Here is a 16596-nt window from a genome sequence, read left to right on the forward strand (position 1 = left end):
AAGGCTATTTGACTGCCTGCTCCTCGGCCTCGATGACCTCCGGATCGATCCGCTTGGCGCGGTGTCCTGAAACGATGGCGCCGGCGTTCTTGTCCATGCGGACGAAGGGGATCATCGCCAACACCGTCAATCCGGCAATGACGTAGAAAGCCAGGTGGAAGTCGGCGACCTGCAGTGCTTCGCCCCGGAGATAGATCGACGTCTCGAGGATGGTTGCCGCGACGGCGACGCCGAGCGCAAGGCTGACCTGCTGCATCACCGAGCTCAACGATGTGGCCTGGCTTGCTTCCTTGTCGTCTATTTCCGCGAAGGCAAGCGCATTCACGCCAGTGAACATGAACGAGCGGGAGAACCCGCCGATCAGCAGCACGCCGATGATAACGAGGTGTGACGTCTCCGGCGTGAAGAGGCCGGTGATGATGGTCACGACAGTCGTCACCACGCCCGCGCCGAGCAGTGTCGATCGAAAGCCGATGGCTCTGTATACGCGCCGCGCCATGAATTTCGTCGTTATTGCACCGATCGCGCCCGAGAAGGTGATGAGGCCGGACTGAAAGGGCGTGAGTCCGAAGCCGAGCTGCAGCATCAGCGGCGTCAGGAAGGGCATGGCACCCACGCAGATGCGGAAAAGCATGCCGCCGCCTGTCGAGGCGCGGAAGGTCGGATTCTTGAAGAGGTCGAGATTGAGGATGGGTGTCGGATAGCGTCTGGCGTGGCGCACGTAGAGCAGGCCGCAGATCAGGCCGACCACTGTCGCTGAAATGCCGATGACCGGCGGCAAAGCGGGAAGGCTGACGACCGACAGGCCGAAGACGATGCCGGCCGCAGCAAGGGCTGTCAGCACGAAGCCGATAATATCGAGCTTCGGCGGAGCGGTTGCTTCAACCTCCGGCAGAAAGATCGTCGCGAGCCACACACCGATCACGCCGACCGGTACGTTGATGAGGAAAATCCAATGCCAGCTGAAATAGGTGGTGATGAAGCCGCCGAGCGGCGGCCCGGCAAGTGGTCCGACCAGGGCCGGGATCGTCAGCAATGCCATTGCCGACACCAGATCGCTCTTCTGTGTCGTGCGCACCATCACCAACCGGGCGACCGGCGTCATCATCGCGCCGCCCATGCCCTGCAGGAAGCGGGCGAAGACGAACTCGATGAGGCTGGAGGAGAAGGCGCAGAAGAGCGAACCAACGACGAAGACGCAGATTGCCAGCCGGAAGATGCGCTTGGCGCCGAACCGGTCCGCCATCCAGCCGCTGACCGGAATGAAGACCGCAAGCGACACCATGTAGGAGGTCAGCGCCAGCTTCAGCGTGATCGGCCCGACATGCAGGTCGTTGGCAATCGCCGGCAGAGCGGTCGCGATCACGGTGGAGTCCATCTGCTCCATAAAGAGCGCGACGGCCAGAATCAGCGGAACGATGCGGTTCATAGGCGAAAGCCCTGGTGGATCTTGGAGGAGGCTTGGGAGGTCCCCTGCTCTGTAGTCTCCCCTGCGGTCGCTGCCAACCCCTGAAGTTGTCGTGTTTACACGTTTTTATCACGTATGCGTGAGACGGCTTGCGCGACAACCGCTCCTTTCAAAATTCGCATATGTTCACCCGGCCGGACGGTGTCTCCGGCGAACGAGCCAAAGGCGTCAGCGCGGCGACGCACCGCGCTATTGGAGGATGGATATGGCAGCTTCATTGGGGATGAAGCGGCGCACGCTAATCGTGGCAGGCATTGGCCTGCTTGCGGCGCCTGCTATTTTAAGAGCAACGGCTTCAACAGCCGCAAGCAGAGAGACAAGTAATATGAGTGCAATGATGCTGCCCGAGATCAACCAGTTCAAGCTCGGCTCTTTCAAGATTACCGCGATCAGGGACGGCGGCAACGTCCTGGACAAGCCTTTCGAAACTTTTGGTACCAATCAGGATCCGGAGACGGTCAAGAAGCTGCTTACCGACAATTTCCTGCCGACCGAGAAATTCGTGAACAGTTATTCGCCGGCACTGATCGATACCGGCTCCGACGTCATCCTGGTCGATACCGGTTTCGGCGCCGCCGGACGCGAGCGAGGCCTCGGCAAACTCCAGGATGGACTGAAGGCTGCCGGTTATGCGGCAGATGACGTCACCGTCGTCGCACTCACCCACCTGCATGGCGATCATATCGGTGGTTTGATGGAAAACGGCGCTCCTGCCTTCAAGAATGCGCGCTACGTGGCGGGCCAGGCGGAATATGACTTCTGGTCCAGCAAGGCCCGCGAAGGCACGCCGGCCGAAGGCGGCCACAAGGCAGTGCTCGCCAATGTCGTGCCTCTGGCCGACAAGACGACGTTCATCAAGGATGGAGATCCAGTCGCCAGCGGCATCACGGCGGTGCTGGCGCCGGGCCACACACCCGGCCACATGGTTTTCCATGCCGAATCGGACGGTAAGCGGATCGTCCTCACCGGCGACACTGCGAACCACTATATCCTGTCGCTGCTGCATCCCGAATGGGAGGTGCGCTTCGATATGGACAAGGCGCAGGCTGCCGCCTCGCGCAAGAAGGTCTTCGACATGATCGCGACCGACAAGATCGCTTTCCTCGGCTACCACATGCCCTTCCCGGCGGTGGGCTTTGCGGAGAAGGAAGGGACGGGCTATCGGTTCGTGCCGAAGACCTATCAGTTCGACATCTGAGCCTGGCGCGCATAGCAGCCATCACGCGCCCGGCCGGCAAGCCGGGCGTTTTGCTATTCACTTCCTGTCATAGACGTGTTACCAGCCCTCGCCAACTTCCAAAGCAATCCTTGCATACCGCCGGGGCGGACGATTCGTTCCGAGAGGGTTTGCATTTTCTTACCTGAAGGAAATTGGCCATGGCTCGCATCATTGAAACGCCAACCGGATTGGACGCACTCACGTTCGACGACGTGCTCCTGCAGCCCGGTCATTCCGAGGTTCTGCCCGGTCAGACGAGTGTCGCCACGCGCATCGCGACCGACTTCGAACTGAACATCCCGATCATCTCCGCAGCCATGGATACCGTGACCGAAGGCCGTCTGGCGATCGCCATGGCGCAGGCAGGTGGCCTTGGCGTCATCCACAAGAACTTCACCCCCGTCGAGCAGGCGGAGCAGGTTCGTCAGGTCAAGAAGTTCGAAAGCGGCATGGTCGTCAATCCGGTGACGATAGGTCCGGAGGCAACGCTCGCCGACGCCCTGGCGCTGATGAAGATGCACGGCATCTCCGGCATCCCGGTCGTCGAGAAGTCCGGCCGCCTCGTCGGCATCCTCACCAACCGCGACGTCCGCTTCGCCTCCGATCCTACACAGAAGATCTACGAGTTGATGACCCGCGAAAACCTCGTGACGGTCAAGGAGAGTGTCGATCAGCAGGAAGCCAAGCGCCTGCTGCATGCACACCGCATCGAGAAACTGCTGGTCGTCGATGGCGAGGGCCGCTGCGTCGGTTTGATCACCGTCAAGGATATCGAGAAGGCGCAGCTCAATCCGAACGCCTCCAAGGACGCGCAGGGCCGCCTGCGGGCTGCCGCCGCTGTCGGCGTCGGTGACGATGGCTTCGAGCGCGCCGAACGGCTGATCGACGCAGGCGTCGACCTGCTCGTCGTTGACACCGCTCACGGTCATTCGGCTCGCGTTCTGGAAGCCGTCGCCCGCGTCAAGAAGCTCTCCAATTCCGTTCGCATCATGGCCGGCAACGTCGCAACGGCTGAAGGCACCAAGGCGCTGATCGATTCCGGTGCGGATGCCGTCAAGGTCGGTATCGGCCCGGGTTCCATCTGCACGACGCGCGTCGTTGCCGGGGTCGGCGTTCCGCAGCTCGCCGCGATCATGTCCGCCGTCGAAGCGGCGAAGGCACAGGATATTCCGGTCATCGCTGACGGCGGCATAAAGTTTTCGGGTGACGTCGCAAAGGCAATAGCGTCGGGCGCTTCCGCCGTCATGGTCGGCTCGCTCCTTGCCGGTACCGATGAGAGCCCGGGCGAAGTCTATCTCTACCAGGGCCGCTCGTTCAAAGCCTATCGCGGCATGGGCTCCGTCGGCGCCATGGCACGCGGCTCCGCAGACCGCTACTTCCAGGCGGAAGTCCGTGACACGCTGAAGCTTGTGCCGGAAGGCATCGAGGGCCAGGTGCCGTACAAGGGGCCGGTCTCTGGCGTCCTGCACCAGCTCGCGGGCGGCCTGAAAGCGGCTATGGGCTACGTCGGCGGCAAGGACATCAAGGAATTCCAGGAGCGTGCCACCTTCGTGCGCATCTCCGGCGCCGGCCTTCGCGAAAGCCACCCGCATGACGTGACGATCACGCGCGAAAGCCCGAACTACCCGGGCGTCGGCGTCTGATCATGCTGACGGGCAGCCGGATACCATCTTGGGTTATCGGGCTGCTTGCCATTCTTTCTGCCGCCGCTCTGGCCTGGACGGCCTTCGGCTACGCCCTGCCGTTCCAGCAGGAAACCGGGCGGCCAATGCTCGACACCTATTTCTCCGGCTACGACTATCCTGCGGTCGTGGCCATGCAGAAGCTGTTGAGCGAGAACGATGTCGCCCGCGGGCTGCTGTTTAGCATGTATCGCGGCCCGGAGCTCGTGCTGCCGGCGCTGGTGACCATGCTACTTTGGGCGATTCTCCTGAAGCTTCAGCCGGACCGCAGCTATTCCGGCAAGCCGATGCATCCCGTTTTGAGCAAGGCAATTTATGCTCTACCGCTCATCTACGGCATTGCGGACTATGCCGAGAATATCTCCAGTCTCATTGCTTTCGGCGATAGCGGGTCCGCAGCATCTGCCGCCGCGTTGCTGCCCTGGATGACCAAGTTGAAATTCGCAGCGCTCGCCGTCTCGGCAATCATCATCTTTCGTTCTTTACTCATACGGCCCGGTCCGGGCAGCGACGATCCACAATAGGCTGGAAAGTGCCCGTATTTTCCTCTACTGCTTTGAAAATATGAGAGAAGTTGTGAGGGAAACCATATGACCGGCTATGAAATGTTCTGGCCAATTATTGCCCATGTCGGCCTGGTCTATGTCCTCTATATGCTGCTCAGCCTCCGCCGCCGGCAGATGGTGCAGGCGGGCAAGGCCAAGACATCAGACTACCGCGAAAACCGCGGCGAACCATCGGAGAGCCTTGTCGTCAGGAACAGCATCGCCAATCAGTTCGAGCTGCCGGTTCTCTTTTATGTCTGCTGCGTCCTGCTTTACATCACGGAAGCCGACAACTTGCTCGCCGTCGTCCTTGCCTGGATTTTCGTCGCGCTTCGCTATCTGCATGCATTCATCCATGTCACGACCAACAACATGCGATACCGAAGCCCGCTCTTTGCCGCGGGTTACGTGGTGCTTGCCGCCATGTGGGTGTGGCTCGCAGTCTGGATGATTTTTCCAAACGGCTGATGGATCATCGCGCCGGTAACGCGGTTTTGTTCCTGCGTTACCGGGCCATGGCTTATCTTGCCTTCCATAATCAGGGGAAAGAGGAGGTTCACATGGATAAACCGCAAATCACGCAGGCCATGATCGATGCGTATGATGAATACACGCATCTGACGCTCGACCGCCGCAGTTTCATGGACAAGCTGACGAAGCTTGCAGGCTCGGCGAGTGCCGCGGCCCTCATCGCCCCGATGCTCGCCGCAAACAAGGCGAGCGCGGAAATGATTGCCGCCAACGACGACCGGCTAAAGGCGCAGGATGTTACCTATCCCGGCAGCAGTGGCGAGATGAAAGGCTATCTTGTCGAGCCCAAGGATGCCTCGAGCAAGCTCGGCGCGGTGGTCGTGATCCACGAAAATCGTGGCCTCAACCCGCATATTCGGGATGTCGCGCGCCGCATGGCGCTCGAAGGCTTCATCGCGCTTGCGCCGGATTTCCTGTCGCCGCAGGGCGGTACGCCGGAGAACGAGGATCAGGCACGCGATATGTTTGGCAAGCTTGATGCGGCGACGACCGTCGCGAATGCCGAGGCGAGCGTCAAATATCTGAAGACGCTGCCGCTCTCAAACGGCAATGTCGGCGCCATTGGCTTTTGCTGGGGCGGTGGCCTCGTGAACAATCTTGCGACGAAATCGCCGGAGCTGAAGGCCGCCGTTGCCTATTATGGCGCGCAACCCAAGGCGGAAGAGGTGCCGAACATCAAGGCGGCGCTGATGCTGCACTATGCCGGTCTCGACGAGCGCATCAACGCCGGCATCGACGCCTACAAGAAGGCGCTGCAGGATAACGGCAAGGACGTCCAGGTCTTCGTCTATGACGGCGTCAACCATGCCTTCAACAACGACACGTCTGCGGCACGCTACGACAAGAAAGCGGCGGACCTCGCCTGGAGCCGCACCGTCGAGTTCCTGAAGAAGAACCTGGGCTGATCAGGCGGCGGCGTCGCGTGCAATGGCGGAGGCGGCAATGACCGCCTCGGCCAGAGCCTCCATCTCCTTGGCTCGATGGCTGCTGCGCCGCCAGGCGAGCCCGATCTCGCGTGCCGGCTGAGGCTCGGCGAAAGGCACGATGCGGATCGAGTTGCGGTTCGTCTCGGTGGCAATCGCCATTTCCGGGATGAGCGTCATGCCCATGTCGTGCGACACCATCTGCAGGAGCGTCGCCATCGACGTGGCGCCAAAGTTGACGAGACTGCGCTTGCCGGCGCTGCAGACGGCGAGCGCCTGATCACGCAGGCAATGGCCTTCCTCCAGCAGCAGTAGCCGATCGACATTCACCTCGTTTTCGGTGAGCGGCGACAGCAGCACGCTCTCGCCATTTTCGGCAACCGCCATATAGAAGCGGTCGGTAAAGAGCGACCGCGTCTGGATGCCTTCGACGTCGAGCGGCAGCGCGGCGATGACCGCATCGAGCTTGCCCGTTGCAAGATCGGCCATGAGCCGGTCGGTCACTGCCTCTTTGAGCTCTACCTCCACGGACGGATAAGTCCGGCGCAGATGCGGGATGAACTGCGGTACGAGATAGGGCGCGACAGTCGGAATAATGCCGATGCGGATCAACCCTGCCAGCAGGCCGTCGCCCTTCCTGGCTGTCTGTTCCAGCAAATCTACCTGATGCAGGATGGCACGCACATGAAGCAGCACCTCCTGTCCTTTGTGCGTAAGTATCGTGCTCGTGCGCATCCGCTCGAAGAGCTTGGCGCCCAGATACTCCTCCATTTCCATGATCTGCGCCGAAAGCGCCGGTTGGCTGATGTGGACCAGTTCCGCCGCCCGCCGGAAATGGCCGGTGGTGGCGAGGGCGTCGAAATAGCGCATCTGCCGCAGTGTCAGCATGATAAGTTTTTCCGATTGTGATCCTCATTAAATACGATTGGAAATTATCAATGGTCAATGGGAGAACAAAGCCGCTGGAACCCAAAGAGTGTTCAAGAACCTATTTCAATGGAGAATTTCATGTCCGATCGCCCACGCTTGACGACAACGGCCGGCGCCCCGGTTCCCTCGAACCAGTATTCGCTGACGGCCGGCGCCCGCGGCCCCATCCTGCTGGAAGATTACCAGCTGATGGAAAAGATCGCCCATCACAACCGCGAACGCATTCCGGAACGCATCGTCCACGCCAAGGGCTGGGGTGCCTACGGTGAGCTGCATATTACCGAGGACCTCTCCAGGTACACCATCGCCAAGGCGCTGCAGAAGGGTAAGGTCACGCCAATGCTGGCCCGCTTCTCGACCGTTGCCGGCGAACTCGGTGCGGCTGACCATGAACGCGACGTTCGCGGCTTTTCCCTGAAGTTTTATACGGAAGAAGGCAACTGGGACCTGGTTGGCAACAACACGCCGGTCTTCTTCATCCGCGACCCGATGAAATTCGCCGACTTCATCCACACCCAGAAGCGTCATCCGAAGACCAACCTGCGCTCGGCAACCGCCATGTGGGATTGGTGGTCGCTGTCGCCGGAATCGCTTCACCAGGTCACCATCCTGATGTCGGATCGCGGGCTGCCGATCGATCCGATGCACATGAACGGCTATGGCTCGCACACCTACTCGCTGTGGAATGACAGAGGTGAGCGTTATTGGGTGAAGTTCCACTTCAAGACCCAGCAGGGCCACAAGTTCTTCACCAACGAGGAAGGCGAAGCTCTGATCGGCAAGACTCGCGAGGGCTATCAGGAGGCGCTTTTCGGCGGCATCGAGAGGGGTGAGTTCCCGCGTTGGACCGTCCAGCTGCAGATCATGCCCGAACTCGAAGCCGACAAATGTCCCTTCGACCCCTTCGACCTGACCAAGGTCTGGCCGCATTCGATGTATCCCTGCATCGACGTCGGTTATTTCGAGCTGAACCGTAATGCCGAAAACTACTTCGCCGAGATCGAGCAGGCGGCTTTCTCACCGTCGAATAAAGTTCCCGGCGTCGGCTACTCGCCGGACCGCGTTCTGCAGGGGCGTCTCTTTGCCTATGCCGACGCGCACCGCTACCGGCTCGGTACCCACTATGAGGCGCTGCCGGTCAACGCGCCGAAGTGCCCGGTTCACAACTACGTCAAGGACGGCGCGATGAACTTCTTCGGAGGTATCACGTCGGGCAATCCGGACGCTTACTACGAGCCGAACTCGGTCGCTGGTTCGCCGGCCGAAGTGCCGACCGTCGCCGAGCCGCCGCTCAGGATTACGGGTGATGCGTCCCGCTACAATCATCGTGAAGGCAACGACGATTACAGCCAGCCGCGCGCGCTCTTCAATCTGTTCGATGCCGGCCAGAAGGCCCGCCTCTTCTCCAACATCGCGGCTGCGATGGGCGGCGTACCGGGTGAAATCGTCGAGCGGCAGCTCGCACATTTCAAGCTCGCGCATCCCGATTACGAGGCCGGAGTTCGTGCCGCTCTGGAAAAGCAGCATGGCTACAAGGTCGATACGGTCAGTGCGCAGCCGGCGGCTGCCGAGTAGTCGATCCACAGTTTTGAAAACCAAAATTGGGGCTTATAGCCCCGATTTCCCTGGGCTTCTCGAGTCCGTTAAAATGCGAGGGTTTCCATTTACGCCGCATGAAGACGTGCATGCCATATCGCTCGGAATGCGCCGGTCTGAGGCACGTGCGCCAAAGATAACACATGGGAGCGATATGAGCGAGCAGGGTAAGGATCGCATCGGCCTTCGCCGGAAGCCGAAGCAGGAACGCAGCATCCAAAGACTTGATCTGATACTTGCCGCCGCCGCAGACCTGATCGCCAGAAAGGGCGTCAGCGCCATGCGTATGACGGAGCTGGCTGCCGCTGCCAAGGTGCCGATCGGTTCGGTCTACCAGTACTTCCCGGAAAAGGCCGCGATCGTCAAAGCTCTTTTCGACCGCCATGCGACCGCCGTCCAGGCGAAGACTGCTGGCATGTTCGCCGACGTCAAATCTTTCGACGAGGCACTGGAGCTGATCTCGGCCATGATCGACTGGTATTATTGCGAATACCGCAATGACGCCACCTACCTTGGCGTCTGGATGGGAACGGAAACCGACCAGGACCTTCTGCGGCTCAACATCGAACACAGCAATCGCGTGGCCGAAATCTTCCATGATGCGTTAAAGCGCATCGCACCGGAGATACCTGAAATCGACATGCGGGCTCGCACCTATCTTTTCAGCCACCTGATCGGCGCATCGGTCCGCCTCGCGGTCAACAGCGAAGAGCAACTGGCGCAACGGATGTTGGCCGAATGGAAGCGCGTCATCCGCGCTTCGCTGTTCGCCACAGCGGCCTGACGCTTACGCTTACCAGCTTGGCACCATGTTGGCAGCCCTCAGGCGCGGATACTGCCGTGCGTAGGCCGACTTCCCATCCGCATCCAGATGGTCGTCAACCACCGCGGGCGTGATGTTGTCGAGGCAGGCGGTGATATGCGCCGTAATCGCATTCATCAGCGAGAGCGATACGCCCGGGCGCTTCATGATGCCGATCTGAACCGGTGGCAGGGCAGGGAAGCCGTCAGCCTGGCTCAGCACCTTCATGCCGGTCCGCAATGCCGATTCGGGCATCACCGAAACGGCCATACCGGCGAGCACGGCAGAGGCAACCACGGTACATGACCAGCTCGTGAACAGGATCTGGTACTCGCGGCCGACCGCATCGAGGGCCGAGCAGGCAAGCTGCCGCCACTGGCAATCGCGGCGGCCGACGGCAAGCGGCACCGGCGCGTCGTCGCGGATCGGGTGGTTGGCGGAGCCGACCCAGCAGAGGGGCTCGGTTCTGACGACGTCCGACATCCGCTCGCGCGGGTTATGCGTCACCAAAGCGATATCGAGCTCGCCCTTGTGCATCCGCTCGGCCAGATCGGGCGAAGGCTCGCAGACGATGTAGAGCTCGACATTCGGATGGGTCTTGGCGAAACGGCCGATGATTTCCGGCATGTAGCGGTCGGCGTAGTCATCCGGCGTGCCGATGCGCAGCGTTCCCTCGAGACGGTTGTCGTCGAAGGCGGCGATCGCCTCGTTGTTGAGGCGGATGATCCGGCGGGCGTAATTCAAAAGCTTCTCGCCCTCGACCGTCAGCCGGTTGCCGCGGCCGTCCTTGATGAAGAGCTGCTTGCCGATCCGCTCTTCCAGACGCCGCATCTGCATGGAGACGGCGGACTGCGTCTTGTAGACGCGATCGGCGGCCTTGGTGAAGCTGCCGGAATCGACGATGGCGATGAAGGTCTGCAACTGGTCAATATCGAGGGGCGCGGACATGGGCTCACCTATAACGATCTCTGATAATAATCATTAGAAACATTCGTTGGACTGATCAATAGCCGTTTGGCATCTTCTAGATGCAAATCAAACATAGTGAAGAACAGACACCTTGCCTGTCCTTCAAAGGTTCAGCCTTTCTCCTTCCGCTCGACCTCGCGGGAGGGATGGGTTGTTGCGCCCGAAAGAAAGGAGAGTTCGATGCGCATGATTGATCAGACAGTAGAACTCGACTGTGCCAAGCAGCCCGTGACGTTTTCCCAGCGTTTCGGCGGAGCCCTTGTGCCGCTGGCAGCTCTCTTTCGCGCATTCCGCAACCGCAGAGCGATCAATGGCTTGAGCCACCTCGACGATTATCAATTGCGGGATATCGGCCTGACGCGGGCCGATATCACCGCGGCAATGGTAACGTCGACCTTCTTCGAGGACCCGTCGGCACATCTGACGAACTCGGCGCGCCGCCGCTGGCGTCTCGCGATATTCCGCTCCTATGCAGATTAGGAGCGGACCGTTTTCCCCGCAGGGTGATAGCCAATAGCCCTGCCGCCTAACCCGGTGACCGGCTCTCCCAGCCGTCTCCGGGTTTTTTTATGGGCTCGGAGAGGGAGGCGTGCGTTTTGGCATGTAGGTCTCGAAGATCGCTTCCATGCTTTTCTGGTAGCCCTTCTGCACCTCGAGCCCGCTGTCGAACATGGTATTGAGCATGTTCAGATAGCTTTCCGCTTGCTCCTTCGCTTCTTCCTTCGGAGCTTCCGGCGCCTTCTTGGCAGGTTCCGGCGGCTTTTGCGCCGCCGGCTGCGCGAGGCCCGTCATCATATCCTGAAAGGCCTTGGCGAAGGGATTGTCAAAGAAGGGATTGACGGAAGGCTCCTTGGTCTCCTTGGGTTGCAGCTTCGGCGTGCTGAACATCATCTGCATCGCCTGCATGAACGGATTGTCGAAGATGTTCGGCTCGGCTGCGGCTTTCGGCTTCGGCGCGAAGCCTGTGCTTTCCAACCAGTTCTGGATCATTGCGCCCATCGGCGTATTGGCGAAAGGATTGGCGGTCTGGGCCATCTGCCCGGTCGTTTGCTTGAAGATTCCGCCCATCAGCGTGTCGGCCATCACCGGTAGCATCTGTTTGTAGATTTCCTGGCCGATGCCGGTCATCTGCGCGGCTTGCGCGGCAACGGCGCGGGACACCTCTTTCGAGCCGAAAAGCTGGCCGAGGATATTGTTGCCGTCCGAGATACCCTGCGGCGTGAAGGCCTTGCTCATATCCTCGAAATATTTGGCGTAATTGCCGGAAGCGACCGCCTGCATCAGGGCCATGAAGTCGTACGGATTACCGGTGGTGCGCTTCAGGCCGGCGGAAAAGGCGGGCATCAGCGCCGCCATCGCCTTGGCTGCCTGCTCCTGGGCAAGATTGAACTGCTTGGAGACAGCCTCCATCGCCGCGCCATTCTGCGCCTGCATCATCATGTCGAAGAGTGGCAGCATGACAGTCCTTCCCCCATGAGCAGTGCTTGTGATTCACCACTATAAACGGAAAATGGACTGCGCAAATGAATTTAGTAGGTCCTGGCCCTAATACTGATATTCCGCGAAGACCGGCTCGACTGAGCCGTTCCAGCGGCCGTGGTAGAGCGCCAGCAGGTCCTCGGCGAGCGTCGCCTTCTTGGCCATCACCTCGTCCAGCGGCGATAGGAAGATGCTCTCGTCCTGGCCTTCCTTGTTCAAGCGGTTGCGCGCCTTGAGGCCGGCCTTGGAAATCCCGATGACCTCACGGGCGACCTCGTAAAGGGCATGGCCGCGGAACGTGGCGTTCAGGCCGGCCGCCGGAACGGCCTCCCGAAGCGCGTTGACTTCGGCGAATGTCCAATCCTTCGTGAGTTGGTCGGCGGCATCAAGCGCGGCATCGTCGTAGAGCAGGCCGACCCAGAAGGCGGGCAGGGCGCAGATGCGGCGCCACGGGCCGCCGTCCGCACCGCGCATCTCGAGGAAGCGTTTCAGGCGTACATCCGGGAAGAGCGTCGAAAGATGGTTCGTCCAGTCGCCCATCGTCGGCTCCCAGGCGGCAATCTCGCCCTTCAGCGCACCGTTCATGAACTGGCGGAACGTGACATGCGTACAGTCATGATAGCGTCCGTCGCGGACGATGAAATACATCGGCACGTCGAGTGCCCATTCCATATAGCGATGGAAGCCGAAGTCGTCGCGGAAGGTGAAGTCGAGAAGCCCGGAGCGACGGTTGTCGGTGTCGCGCCAGATGTCGCCACGCCAGGAAAGCAGGCCGTTCGGTTTGCCTTCGGTAAAGGGCGAGGAGGCAAAGAGCGCCGTTGCCAGCGACTGAAGCTTCATCGACACGCGCATCTTCTTCTGCATGTCGGCTTCGGAGGAAAAGTCGAGGTTCACCTGGATCGTGCAGGTGCGGTACATCATGTCGAGACCCTTGGTTCCGACCTTCGGCATGTAACGGGTCATGATGTCGTAGCGGGATTTCGGCATGCGCGGCGTCTCGGCCAGCGTCCATTTCGGGCTGCCGCCGATGCCGAGGAAGCCAATGCCCATCGGCTCGGCGATTTCGCGTACCGTCGCCAGGTGCGAATTGGATTCCCGGCAGGTCTCGTGGATCGTTTCCACCGGCGCGCCCGATAGCTCGAACTGGCCGCCCGGTTCGATTGAGATCGCACCCATGCCGTGCTGGTCGGCGAGCCCGATGATATTGTCCCCGTCCATGATCGGATCCCAGCCATTCTTTGTCTGAAGGGCCTTCAGAAGGGCTGAAATGCTGGCTTCGCCGAAATAGGGAACGGGGCTGTTGTCGGCACGGAAAAAGGCGAATTTCTCGTGCTCGGTGCCGATGCGGAAGCTGTCCTTCGGCTTGCTCCCCGCAGCCATATAGGCGGTCAGCTCCTGAACCGAAGAGATAGGCGTCTGGTCGGTAGTATCGCGAGCCATTCAGTGTAACCTGTATACTGGGGAACGCCCGGCGGGCCGGGACAATTGGAAGGGTGATTAGTGCCGCTCTCAGGTATGTTGCAAGTGAAATTCTTTCAACGACGCATCAAAAAAATAGCGGGTTATTTCGCTGGAGGCTGATTGGAAGGTTAATTCCAGTCGCCGATCGCCGCCTGGATCACAGCCATGGCCGCTATCGCAGCAGTGTCGGCGCGCAAAATTCGTGGTCCAAGCGGTATTGCCGTGACGAAATCGAGGCTCCGTAGCCGCGCGCGCTCCTCCTCCGAAAAACCGCCTTCCGGCCCGACGAGAAGCGCAAGTTTCCTTTCTTCGATCGTGGAGAGCAGCGGCAGCGGATTTTGCCCGGCATCCCCTTCGTCGCAATAGATGAGCCGCCGGTCTTGCGGCCAAGCTTCGAGCAGATCGAAAAGCTTCACCGGTTCTGCCACATCAGGAACGCCGAGGATGCCGCACTGCTCGGCCGCTTCGACCACATTGGCCCTCAGCTTGTCGAGGTTGGTGATTTTGCCCTGGACATGCTGAGTCATCACCGGCTGCAGCAGACCCGCGCCCATTTCGACCGCCTTCTGCACCAGATAGTCCAGGCGGCCGACCTTCAGCGGCGCAAAAAGATAGTGCAGATCGGAGGGCGCCGGCTGCGGCCGCGTCTCTTCGGTCGGGGTCAGCTGAATGCGCTTGCGGCTCGGAAAGGAAAGCCTCGCCTTCCATTCTCCGTCGCGGCCGTTGAAAACCAGGATCTCGGCGCCATCAGTCATGCGCAGGACATTGGCGAGATAATTGAACTGGTCGGAACTGGCCTCGATGGCAGCGCCCATCGACAAGGAAGCATCGACGAAAAGCCGCTGCATGCGGAAATTGGCGCGCATCTCAAAAGACCCCGGTCAAACGAAGAGGGCGAACATAACCAAATAAACCATTGCCGCAAGCGCAGCGGACGCCGGCACGGTGATGATCCAGGCGGCAACAATGGTCATGAAGTGCGAGCGTCGCACCAGATAGCGGCGGCGTCTCTCATGCACGTTCGGATCTTCCGGCTCGTCGATTGCCCAGGTTTCTGCCTTGCTGCGCATGAATTTGACACGGCGCTTGGAATTGCGGGTGTACCATTCGCGGAAGAAACCGACGCCGAAGACCGAACCCACCGCGATATGCGTCGTGCTGACGGGCAGGCCGAGCCAGGATGCGACGATAACCGTGAAGGCTGTCGACAGCGCAACGCAATAGGCGCGCATCGGGTTGAGCTTGGTGATCTGGTCACCGACGAGCCGAATGAGGCGCGGACCGAAGAGAAGCAGGCCGACGGAAATGCCGAACGCGCCGATCAGCATCACCCAGAGCGGCGGCGCGGTCCCGGTTGCCAGCGCCGTTGACGAACGCACAATGGCTGAAAGCGGTCCGACGGCGTTCGAGACATCGTTTGCGCCATGGGCGAAGGACAACAGGGCCGCCGAGCCGATCAGCGGAAATTTGAACAGGATGCGAAGCGAGCTGTTGCGGTTTTCGAGATCTCTTGATTGCCGAGCGACGATCGGCTTCGCCGCCAGCCATGCGACGAGGCCCGCAAGCAGCCCCAACGCCAGAATCGTCGGTGACGAAAACCGCCCCGACGGCGCGAGCTGCAAGACCATATACGCCGTAAAACCGCCCGCCATCATGGCAATCAGCACCGGAACCCAGCGCCGCGCCGCGGCGATCTTGTCGTCTTGATAAATGATGAAGCTCTTGATGAAAAAGAGCAGGCTGCCTGCGATCGCGCCGCCGATCAGCGGCGACGTCACCCAGCTTGACGTAATCTCAAGCATGACGCGCCAGTTGACGGGCTCCGGTCCGACGGCGGCAATTCCGGCTCCGATTACGGCGCCGACGATCGCGTGCGTGGTCGAAACCGGCGCATTCAGCCAGGTCGCGAGGTTGATCCAGAGCGCAGCCGCCATCAACGCCGCCATCATGATCCACGCGAGGAGTCCTCCGGGCACATGCACCGCATCCACAATGCTGGACGAGATCGTCCGGACCACCTCCCCGCCGGCAATCGTCGCACCGAGAACTTCGAAGATGGCCGCGATGACAAGTGCCTGCGTCATCGTTATGGCGCGCGCGCCGACAGCGGCGCCGACGTTGTTCGTCACATCGTTCGCGCCGATGTTCATGGCCATGTATGCCGCGAGGGCGGTGGCGGCGATGATGAGAACCGCGCTCGGACGCTCGAAGACGTAGACGCCCGCAAACAGCATCGCCAGTCCGAGGAAGATCAGGCCGAGGCCGGGTCCGACCAGCTTTCGAGAGACAAACTTCGCCGCGTCCTCGACGTGGGTGAATTTGTCGAGGTCCTTATCAAGCGTTCGTTTGGTCAGGACGGGGATTCGATCGGGCATGCTTTTCCTAGGACTGGCGCCTGCTTAGCGCCGTTAATCCTAGTTGCGCAAGATGGCAGGAATCATGCTGCCGGAATTTGCTTCGGCGAGTCTGCCTGCAGTTTCTCGGTTATTCTGCGCTTGAAGAGCAGAAAAAGCTTGCGAAGCTCTGGCTCATTGACGCGCGCCGCCGCTTCGTCGCAGGAAACCCACTCGGCTTTGCGCTCGCCCTTTTCCTTGAAATTCTTGACGATCTCGGAGACTTCGAGAACATGGACCTGAACCTTGCAGATCACTTTCAGTCCGTCCTTCAGAGCCTTCGGATAAGTGTAGGAGCCGAGCGGTTCGCTCTCTATCTTGCCGCGAACGCCTGCTTCCTCATAGGCTTCCCGGGCGGCAACTTCGTGCGAACACTTGCCGTTCATCGGCCAGCCCTTGGGGATGACCCAGCGGCCGGTATCACGGCTCGTCATCACCAGAACCTCAACCGCATTGGTCTTCTTCTTCACCCGGTAACAGAGCGCACCATATTGCAGTCGCGGCGGGCGCCGAAACATCAGTTGCACGTCAGAAGCCAGTCGGGAAAGAAGCGTCAATTCGCGGGCCACCTTCTAAAGTTTGTCTCCAGAATCATAAT

The 16596-nt window shown here is 60.4% G+C and carries 16 protein-coding genes; 8 read left to right on the forward strand and 8 right to left on the reverse strand.

Annotated features, from left to right (window positions below):
- Positions 1-4: 4 nt before the first annotated feature.
- Complete coding sequence (locus HGP14_RS03720; RefSeq protein ID WP_168828488.1) at positions 5-1429, reverse strand: DHA2 family efflux MFS transporter permease subunit; 1425 nt, start codon at positions 1427-1429, stop codon at positions 5-7.
- 244 nt (positions 1430-1673) lie between these two features.
- Here HGP14_RS03720 and HGP14_RS03725 point away from each other — a divergent pair, with 244 nt between their 5' ends.
- The 5 genes from HGP14_RS03725 to HGP14_RS03745 all read left to right on the forward strand — a co-directional run bounded on the left by HGP14_RS03725 (position 1674) and on the right by HGP14_RS03745 (position 6350).
- Complete coding sequence (locus HGP14_RS03725) at positions 1674-2666, forward strand: MBL fold metallo-hydrolase (protein ID WP_168828489.1); 993 nt, start codon at positions 1674-1676, stop codon at positions 2664-2666.
- Between the two features lie 179 nt (positions 2667-2845).
- Positions 2846-4330, forward strand: coding sequence for an IMP dehydrogenase (guaB, locus tag HGP14_RS03730; RefSeq protein WP_168828490.1), 1485 nt, complete (start codon positions 2846-2848; stop codon positions 4328-4330).
- Between the two features lie 2 nt (positions 4331-4332).
- On the forward strand, positions 4333-4893 hold the full coding sequence (locus HGP14_RS03735; protein WP_168828491.1) for a hypothetical protein: 561 nt from the start codon (positions 4333-4335) through the stop codon (positions 4891-4893).
- Between the two features lie 66 nt (positions 4894-4959).
- Positions 4960-5382, forward strand: a complete 423-nt coding sequence (locus tag HGP14_RS03740) for an MAPEG family protein (RefSeq protein WP_168828492.1) — start codon at positions 4960-4962, stop codon at positions 5380-5382.
- A gap of 92 nt (positions 5383-5474) precedes the next feature.
- On the forward strand, positions 5475-6350 hold the full coding sequence (locus HGP14_RS03745; protein WP_168828493.1) for a dienelactone hydrolase family protein: 876 nt from the start codon (positions 5475-5477) through the stop codon (positions 6348-6350).
- Here HGP14_RS03745 and HGP14_RS03750 read toward each other — a convergent pair whose 3' ends face one another.
- On the reverse strand, positions 6351-7256 hold the full coding sequence (locus tag HGP14_RS03750; protein ID WP_168828494.1) for a hydrogen peroxide-inducible genes activator: 906 nt from the start codon (positions 7254-7256) through the stop codon (positions 6351-6353).
- A gap of 120 nt (positions 7257-7376) precedes the next feature.
- Here HGP14_RS03750 and HGP14_RS03755 point away from each other — a divergent pair, with 120 nt between their 5' ends.
- Positions 7377-8873 carry a catalase gene (locus HGP14_RS03755; protein WP_168828495.1) on the forward strand — a complete coding sequence of 499 codons (1497 nt, stop codon included), beginning with the start codon at positions 7377-7379 and terminating at the stop codon, positions 8871-8873.
- A gap of 175 nt (positions 8874-9048) precedes the next feature.
- A complete protein-coding gene (locus tag HGP14_RS03760; RefSeq protein WP_246704346.1) occupies positions 9049-9678 on the forward strand; it encodes a TetR family transcriptional regulator in 630 nt (209 codons plus the stop codon).
- A gap of 9 nt (positions 9679-9687) precedes the next feature.
- On the opposite strand, the gene HGP14_RS03765 is transcribed toward HGP14_RS03760, so the two are convergent.
- Positions 9688-10644, reverse strand: a complete 957-nt coding sequence (locus tag HGP14_RS03765; RefSeq protein ID WP_168828496.1) for a LysR substrate-binding domain-containing protein — start codon at positions 10642-10644, stop codon at positions 9688-9690.
- Between the two features lie 201 nt (positions 10645-10845).
- On the opposite strand from HGP14_RS03765, the gene HGP14_RS03770 reads away from it, so the two are divergent.
- Complete coding sequence (locus HGP14_RS03770) at positions 10846-11145, forward strand: DUF1127 domain-containing protein (RefSeq protein WP_168828497.1); 300 nt, start codon at positions 10846-10848, stop codon at positions 11143-11145.
- Between the two features lie 87 nt (positions 11146-11232).
- Here HGP14_RS03770 and HGP14_RS03775 read toward each other — a convergent pair whose 3' ends face one another.
- The 5 genes from HGP14_RS03775 to HGP14_RS03795 all read right to left on the reverse strand — a co-directional run bounded on the left by HGP14_RS03775 (position 11233) and on the right by HGP14_RS03795 (position 16555).
- Positions 11233-12123, reverse strand: coding sequence for a DUF937 domain-containing protein (locus tag HGP14_RS03775; protein ID WP_168828498.1), 891 nt, complete (start codon positions 12121-12123; stop codon positions 11233-11235).
- Positions 12124-12210: 87 nt separating this feature from the next.
- The gene (locus HGP14_RS03780) at positions 12211-13584 is read right to left on the reverse strand and encodes a glutamate--cysteine ligase (RefSeq protein WP_168828499.1); all 1374 of its coding nucleotides are present in this window, start codon (positions 13582-13584) and stop codon (positions 12211-12213) included.
- Between the two features lie 149 nt (positions 13585-13733).
- The gene (locus HGP14_RS03785) at positions 13734-14471 is read right to left on the reverse strand and encodes a 16S rRNA (uracil(1498)-N(3))-methyltransferase (RefSeq protein WP_168828500.1); all 738 of its coding nucleotides are present in this window, start codon (positions 14469-14471) and stop codon (positions 13734-13736) included.
- 15 nt (positions 14472-14486) lie between these two features.
- On the reverse strand, positions 14487-15980 hold the full coding sequence (locus tag HGP14_RS03790; RefSeq protein ID WP_168828501.1) for an inorganic phosphate transporter: 1494 nt from the start codon (positions 15978-15980) through the stop codon (positions 14487-14489).
- Positions 15981-16042: 62 nt separating this feature from the next.
- Positions 16043-16555, reverse strand: coding sequence for an NUDIX hydrolase (locus HGP14_RS03795; RefSeq protein WP_168828502.1), 513 nt, complete (start codon positions 16553-16555; stop codon positions 16043-16045).
- Between the last annotated feature and the right edge of the window lie 41 nt (positions 16556-16596).

The sequence above is a fragment of the Rhizobium sp. P32RR-XVIII genome, assembly GCF_012641395.1.
GTDB lineage: Bacteria > Pseudomonadota > Alphaproteobacteria > Rhizobiales > Rhizobiaceae > Rhizobium.